Below are 7,185 nucleotides of genomic sequence, written 5' to 3'. Positions count from 1 at the left end.
TTCTTTTTGAGGTCCGGGTGATTATCAATGTGGTCATCGATTTCACTCAACAGACGCTTGCGCTCAGCTTCAAGCGCTTCCAGCATCGTTGTCAGTGATTCAATGACAATCTCCGATGCCTGTGTCAGCTCTGCGGCCTCCAGACGATTATTCTCACGCTGAAGGTCCTCATCCAGGGCTTCAAGGCGTGCTATCAACGCCTTAAGCTGGCGTATTTTCCTCGGCTCAGGCACCCACAAAGCCAGTTTTGCCTGCTCGCCGAACTTCGCCAGTATCACACTGTCTTTTTTATCGGTCTTATGAACATACCCCATCGACTCAGCAAACTTCTTAGGCCGTGCTGGGTTTACAACGCTGACCCGAAAGCCCCTGTCGTACAACTGCAGAGCAACAGCTTCGTGATAAACGCCTGTGGCTTCCAATACCACATGGATCTCATCCGGCTGACTGCCTGTGTTCTTTACCAGCCAATCACCCAGGTGTCTGAATTCGTCAGGCTGATTCTTAAATATTTTGCACTTAACTTTGTTCTTTTGTGAATCCCGCAGCCAGCAACAATCGAGCTTGGCTTTACTTACATCGATCCCAACAGATTGCATAATTAACTCTTACTACCCTTGTCCATGCAGCATCACCGCTAAGCGGGCGCTTGGATACCATCCAGTGTTAGAGAAAAGACTCAGGGCATCATCTCTCCCACAGTGTCAAAGCACTCGGGTTAGGGACATACTCACTGAGCCTTGGTGGGTTACTGATAGCTAATCAGTAACCCAAGACAGATACAAGGGCTAGGGTGAGGGGTATTTTGGTGTTTAGCGTCACCTAATAAGCCCCCTCATCACAGCCTTGCCGCGAAGGGAGAACGAGCAAAGGTAAAGAGGCAGGCCACCCCTCACGCTCTGTCGGTTGGAAATGCAATCACTTCAGCAATGCTATCAGCAGCTAGCGCCAACATCACCAAGCGGTCGATACCCAGTGCCACACCTGCACAATCGGGGAAACCAGCGGCCAACCCATCAAGCAGACGATTGTCGATCGGGCGTTGTGGTAAGCCATGACGTAAGCGTTTCTGGTTATCGGCTTGAAAACGGCGTCGCTGTTCATTGGCATCGGCCAGTTCATGGAAGCCATTGGCCAGTTCGATCCCTTTAAAATAGACCTCAAAACGTTCGGCAACGCGGGGATCTTCCACTGAGATCCGTGCGAGTGCAGCTTGGCTGGCAGGAAAATGGTAGATAAAACAGGGCGAATCATTCTGCCCAATCACCGGTTCCACGCACTCCGCAAACAACAGTTGCAGCAAGGTATCCTTGTCCTGTTCCTGTTCAGCTATGTCCCGCAAAGACTCAGGAGCCAAACGCCGTAGTTCATCCATCGACGCGGTTAGCGGGTCACACGCAAACACCAGGAAGAACGCTTCAGCGTACGTCAGCCGCTCGGCCATCTGACAACCCAATACCTGCTGCAGTAGCTGGTCCATCTCGTCCATCAATGCATGATGGTCGAAATCAGGGCGATACCACTCCAGAATCGAAAACTCTGGATTGTGAAAGCGTCCCGCTTCTTCATTACGAAACGCTTTACAGATCTGGTAAATCGCACCGCTACCGGCACTGAGCAACCGCTTCATATGAAACTCAGGTGAAGTCATCAAGTAAAGTGGTACACCTTGAGCCGCACCGGGCCCAACAAACTCCGTTGCAAAACTGTGCAGATGCAGATCCGTGGTAGCAGCATGGGACAGCGCGGGGGTATCGACCTCCAAGACATTACGTTCAGCGAAAAAAGTGCGAATTTCGGCAACTATCTGCCCTCGCTTACGTATCGCTTCAATAGTCGCGGTGGGCTGCCACATAGAAAGGGTTCCTGAGATGAAAGATGCAGCCCCGTGTTATAACAAAGCGCCACGAAAACTGCCATTCACATGCAAAAAGGGTTATACGCCAGGCCCAAGGTGTGACTCGGCTTTTGGCCTTCACCATCACCATAGTTATGGTTCACCTGCTGATAGAATAGATGCCTAACAACACTCAAAACGGCCTCTAAAAAGCGGATTTAAAAAGCGCAGACAGATAGTGACCACTCACATACAACACCATCACTGCGGCCACAACCAACTCTCCTAAACCTGCTATCGCGGTGAGCTCTGCTAACTCGGTCATACCATTTTTCTGTGCCCACTGGCTTAACAGTAGCTGTGCCGTGGCACCAATCACTAAAGGAAAAGTAAAGGCGGCATAACCTGGGCTAAAAGGCAGTTGTAGCAGCTTAATCAACGCCAAATAGACCAAAGCCGTCATCGACAAGGCAATGGGTGCCAACAGCAGCACTAACAGATGATTCGGCGTATCAAAGCAGCTCAAATAACCAGCCAGCAATAAACTCGCAGGCGCCCCCATGATGGCAAATGTACATAACGCACTTTCTGGAATTCGCTCTACAAACAGTAAGCGATAGAGCATCACTGGCAACTTAATTCCATAAGCCACTAAACCAAACCAGAACAGTGGTTGTGCCACCAGTTCCAACCCCATCGCTGGTGCGGTGACACAGGCCACCACAATGCCAATCGGCGGCACAAACCAGCTGGGTACCATGCGGTCCAAACTAAACAGGCGCCACTGACGACCACAGAAACCGATCAACAAAACGGCGTGCAGCGCCACGGCGCCAGACCAAAGCACGACGGCGGCCTGCTGGGCGGCAGCAGTGTCCAGCTGCACTAACCAACTGGCCGCCACCATCATCGCCATCGCCGCGGTGGGTAATACACTGCCTAATACGGGATGCGCCAGTTCATTGAGCAATAAGCGGGGTTGTAACAGATATTTGCTTAGCAGCGGCAGTAACCAGAAGCCACCCAACGCTAACAATAGCGGTACGAAGAACCCAGCCAAGCCGGGGAGCAGTAGCTGCTGACTTTCTGCCAAGGCCAATGCCGACGCTAAGCTGAAACTAGCCAGAGAGACGCCTCCCGTAGGTGCAGGAATGCGAGCCAGCTGGTAAACAAAGCCCCCGGAGCGAGTTTCAAGGGATGAGTGCTGCTCCAGTATTGGCACCGCTAAGCTAACCGGTTGAGCCCCATGTGCTGATTTAGTCATCGATACCATGACCGACACTCCGACAGAAAGTAACGTTGACAGTGTAGGCGGCATCAAAATACATTAAAATCTATTAATAATTATCAGTTGATAGGTTTTACTTGTATGAAATACACCCTTAGACAGCTGCAAGTATTTACTGCAATCGCTGAGATAGGCACCGTACGCGCTGCAGCAGAGCAATGCTTTATCACCCAAGCGGCAGCCAGTGCCGCCTTGCGCGAGCTGGAAATACACTTAGAGGGACCGCTGTTTAGCCGTATAGGTAAACGCTTACAACTCAATGCTCGAGGTCAGTGGCTGATCCCCCGTGCCCATCACCTTATTCAAGAGGCCGAAGCATTATCGGAAGGGTTAGCGCAGCTCGACGAAATGGCTGGAGTATTGACCATCGGTGCCAGCCAAACCATTGCCGAACATCGACTGCCGCAGTTACTGCAGCGTTATCACAGCAGGTACCCTCAGGTGTCATTGAAGCTGGAGGTCAGCAACAGCCGTGAGGTGATGCAGCATGTCAAAGAGGGCAAGTTAAGCATCGGTCTGATTGAAGCTGAATGTCGGGATCCTGAGTTGAACCCAAGACAATGGCAAACCGATGAGCTGGTCATTGTGGCGGCAAGCCAACACCCGCTGGCAAACCAAACTCTGACCATGGCACAACTCAATCAACAGCAGTGGCTGCTAAGAGAAAGCGGCTCAGGCACCCGCGCCATCTTTGAGCAGCAGATGGCCCGGCATGGCCTAACCCCAACCGTCGCCATGAGCATCAATCACCCAAAGTCCCTACTCGCTTTGCTAGAGAGTGGCGACTATCTCAGCTGCGTATCCCGAACGCTGGTACAGGAATCTTTAGCAGCCAAGCGACTGGTTGAACTCTCTTTACCTGCGTTAACGCTATCCCGCCCCTTTAACTTGATTGCCCTCAGCAGCAACCTTTGTCAGCCCAGAGTAAAGTGTTTCATCGAACAGATGGGGAGCTAACACCAAAACGACACCCTGTTGCGGTGCGAGGGTCAGCCGCCGTTGATTGCCGATAGCGCCAGAGCTATGGGTTGCAGGCCACTCCTGCATATAGTTCTGGTATTCGGCCGCGGGCAGATTCACTGTCTGTAACTCTCGCGTACGATTGACCACCACCAAGGCCTTGTCAGCACCCAACTCACGCTTAAAAATCAACAACTCTGGGTTATCTGCCTCAACAAAACTGACATCGCCAAGGCGTAATACGGGATGCGCATGACGCAACCGCGTCAACGATTGGTACGTCGCCAACAGATCATGATCCTGCAACGCCGGTTCATGCCAAGGATACGCTTCGCGGCAATAGGGATCATCGGCGCCGGAAACTCCCACCTCATCACCATAATAGATACAGGGTGCGCCCGGCATCGTCATCTGCAGCAGCACACACAACGCCAGCGAGGGTTTATCTTCCCCCATAATCCAAAGGGCGCGGGCGGTATCATGACTGTCTAACAGATTTAATTGCGCCTGATTCACCTCATCGGAGTACCAACTCAGCATCCGTTCAACTACCTGGCGGTATTCACTTACACTGAGCGGGGTCATGGGCATATGCTCTTTGATGTAGTCACGGCGCAAGCTGGCTGCACCGATAAAGCTCATTGCCGACCAGGCAAAGGTATAGTTCATGGTGGCGTCAAAACGATCTCCCTGTAGCCAATCACCTGCGTGTCCCCATATCTCGCCACAAATATAGGCTTGCGGATTCACCTCTTTGACTACACGCCGAAACGCCTGCCAGAACGGCACATCATCAATCTCTTCTGGCACATCTAAACGCCAACCATCGATACCAAATTCGAGCCAAAAACGTGCGACCTTCAACAGATAATCCCGTACCCCGGGATTCTTAATATTAAACTTGGGTAGTGCGGGGAGGTTCCACCACGCTTCATAGTTTGGCGGTTGAGTTTCGTCACTATGATAGGGGCGAAGTGGCCAATCATTTATCATAAACCAATCGACATAAGGCGAATCCCCACCGTTTTCCAAAATATGGTGAAACGCCCAAAATCCACGGCTGGCGTGATTAAACACCCCATCCAGTATCACCTTAATACCGCGATGATGCGCTTGCTCCAACAGTGCCCTTAATGCATCGTTGCCCCCTAATAAGGGATCGACCTGCAGGTAATCAAAAGTATGATATCTATGGTTTGAGGCTGAGCTAAAAATAGGGTTAAGGTAGAGGGCATTAACGCCGAGGGTCTTCAGATAATCCAGCTTATCTATAACACCGTAGAGATCACCGCCCTGGTAGCCCTGCGCCGCCGGATCCGCCCCCCATGGCTGAAAACGCAAACCGCGTTCATGAACCATACCCGCACCACGAGCAAAGCGATCAGGGTAGATCTGATAGAACACCGCGTGCTTTACCCAATCAGGAGTTTTCATCTGCATTCTTAGCCCTCTATAAGCTCAGTGCTCTCTAATGATTTACATTACTCCCATAAAGCCAGAGATAGCTATTCATATCTCAAACCTGATTCACGAATTGAGCAGCTAACCGTAAGAAAGTAGGAACTAAATGTTATTAATTGTAAGGCCTTGAAGGCTGTCATTGTAACAGCAGGTTCTATTCAATAGTTTAGAGTCCTCTTTCAAGAACAAGCCAAGGAAACTGGCATGAAGTATCTTTCACTTGCCCCATTAACAATTTGCTCTCTTTTTCTCGTCACAGCATGCGGAGGAGGCAGTTCAGATAGCTCCCCGGTTGCTTTTAGCCTAAATGCCGAGGCTAACAGTGTCGGCGAAAGAGAAACCTTCATCATTGACTACCAATTTGACCAATTAGTTGATGCCAACGTAACGATAACCGCAGATAAAGGCACTATTGATACAGTCAACAAGCAGATCATTTGGTCAGCTTATGAAGTAGACAACGATACATTTGAAACCATTACTGTCACCGCCAACAACGGTACCGACAGCTACAGCCAAACCTTCCACCTTTCTGTCATAGACACGGACTATGTTTTTTACTTTACCGATCCCGATGTTCCCAACCAGGATTTCTGGGATGACAGAAACTACGCAGCTCCCCGTGTTAACTCTGCCTATATTGACGGGCTTATTGCTGAAGAGACACCGATCAATATTGCCATGAGTGAAATAGGCTACTTTCCACATCCTGATCTTCCTGAGCTAGCAGGTACGTATCCAGCTCAAGACGTCGAACACTTTCATGGCAATCTAGTCGGCTCGCTGATGGTTGCGCTGCAAAATAACGGCGAAGGGGTTGCGGGGTTGGTGAGCAACGCACAACTGTATCGAATAGATTATACTCAGCCCGGCTGGGCGCAATATCTGATCGATCAGAATGCCATGGTACTTAATATCAGTTACGGTGGCGTGCAATGCAGTCGCAATGACCGGCTCTGGCTACAAGACGAAATAGACACCTACGTCAACGCCGGCGGTATTATCACCGTTAGCACAGGAAATGATGCCTCCGCCACCTTTCAGGGCTGCCAAAACATTATCTTAGTTGCCTCAGTGGATATAGATGGTAGTCCTTCAGGCTTTAGTAATTATGGTAACAGCGTAGATATCTCAGGCTTTGGCGGCAACCAACTATTGGCAGACGAAAATCAGAGCTACAGGTACGCCCACGGCACAAGTTACTCAACCCCGTCGGTAGCATCCGCAGTGGCTTTTGGAAAACAGAAATATCCACAACTAACTCATGAGGTGGCGGAGCTAGGATTAACTCAGAGCGCGAAACCGTTCCCAGTAAAATTACCGGCAGGTGGATTTGGAGCAGGTATTTTGGACGCTTACGCCTTTATTGAGTGGCTGGATCTTTACTATGGCAATGACTAGGGCCTAGTTCCAAGTCATCCTTATATCGTGTAAACATACCAAACGACTGGGGACGGCACTGCAATCTTGCAGCTCCGTCCCTGACCGCGGCTTCTTGGCGATAACGACTGCCACTCCTTTGCACTATTGATTCAATTACATCTGTATCAGCCAGTATATGAATCGGGTTCTTCCAAAGCACTACCTGTAATGGCTCATCGATAGATCGAAGTGTTAAAGCTCGCCAGTTGACGTGGAC

At 50.4% G+C, this 7,185-nt stretch carries 6 protein-coding genes; 2 read left to right on the top strand and 4 right to left on the bottom strand.

What is annotated here, in order from left to right; genetic code table 11:
- The 3 genes from DU002_RS18330 to DU002_RS18320 form a co-directional block, all read right to left on the bottom strand.
- The coding region (locus DU002_RS18330; RefSeq protein WP_147271899.1) for an IS110 family transposase at positions 1–599 on the bottom strand (599 nt) is incomplete at its 3' end.
- A 293-nt stretch (positions 600–892) separates the two neighbouring features.
- On the bottom strand, positions 893–1,855 hold the full coding sequence (gene epmA, locus DU002_RS18325) for an elongation factor P--(R)-beta-lysine ligase (RefSeq protein ID WP_114339906.1): 963 nt from the start codon (positions 1,853–1,855) through the stop codon (positions 893–895).
- Between the two features lie 187 nt (positions 1,856–2,042).
- A complete protein-coding gene (locus DU002_RS18320) occupies positions 2,043–3,155 on the bottom strand; it encodes a TDT family transporter (RefSeq protein WP_199405279.1) in 1,113 nt (370 codons plus the stop codon).
- A gap of 51 nt (positions 3,156–3,206) precedes the next feature.
- Here DU002_RS18320 and DU002_RS18315 point away from each other — a divergent pair, with 51 nt between their 5' ends.
- Positions 3,207–4,082, top strand: a complete 876-nt coding sequence (locus DU002_RS18315) for a LysR substrate-binding domain-containing protein (protein ID WP_114339905.1) — start codon at positions 3,207–3,209, stop codon at positions 4,080–4,082.
- Here the strand turns inward: DU002_RS18315 and DU002_RS18310 are convergent.
- Positions 3,996–5,525 (bottom strand): glycoside hydrolase family 13 protein, encoded by a 1,530-nt coding sequence (locus DU002_RS18310; protein ID WP_199405278.1) that lies wholly within the window; start codon positions 5,523–5,525, stop codon positions 3,996–3,998. The genes DU002_RS18315 and DU002_RS18310 overlap by 87 nt on opposite strands.
- A gap of 225 nt (positions 5,526–5,750) precedes the next feature.
- On the opposite strand from DU002_RS18310, the gene DU002_RS18305 reads away from it, so the two are divergent.
- On the top strand, positions 5,751–6,947 hold the full coding sequence (locus DU002_RS18305; protein ID WP_114339904.1) for a S8 family peptidase: 1,197 nt from the start codon (positions 5,751–5,753) through the stop codon (positions 6,945–6,947).
- Positions 6,948–7,185 lie beyond the last annotated feature (238 nt).

Origin of the sequence: Corallincola holothuriorum (genome assembly GCF_003336225.1) — a bacterium.
GTDB lineage: Bacteria > Pseudomonadota > Gammaproteobacteria > Enterobacterales > Neiellaceae > Corallincola > Corallincola holothuriorum.
Note: the sequence above shows the minus strand (reverse complement) of the source record. Positions and strands in the feature narration are given on the sequence as shown.

Bases quoted from the DNA above. Each gene is read 5' to 3' on its own strand.
- epmA (WP_114339906.1), bottom strand. From the start codon at position 1,855: ATGTGGCAGCCCACCGCGACTATTGAAGCGATACGTAAGCGAGGGCAG.
- DU002_RS18320 (WP_199405279.1), bottom strand. From the start codon at position 3,155: ATGCCGCCTACACTGTCAACGTTACTTTCTGTCGGAGTGTCGGTCATG.
- DU002_RS18315 (WP_114339905.1), top strand. From the start codon at position 3,207: ATGAAATACACCCTTAGACAGCTGCAAGTATTTACTGCAATCGCTGAG.
- DU002_RS18310 (WP_199405278.1), bottom strand. From the start codon at position 5,525: ATGCAGATGAAAACTCCTGATTGGGTAAAGCACGCGGTGTTCTATCAG.
- DU002_RS18305 (WP_114339904.1), top strand. From the start codon at position 5,751: ATGAAGTATCTTTCACTTGCCCCATTAACAATTTGCTCTCTTTTTCTC.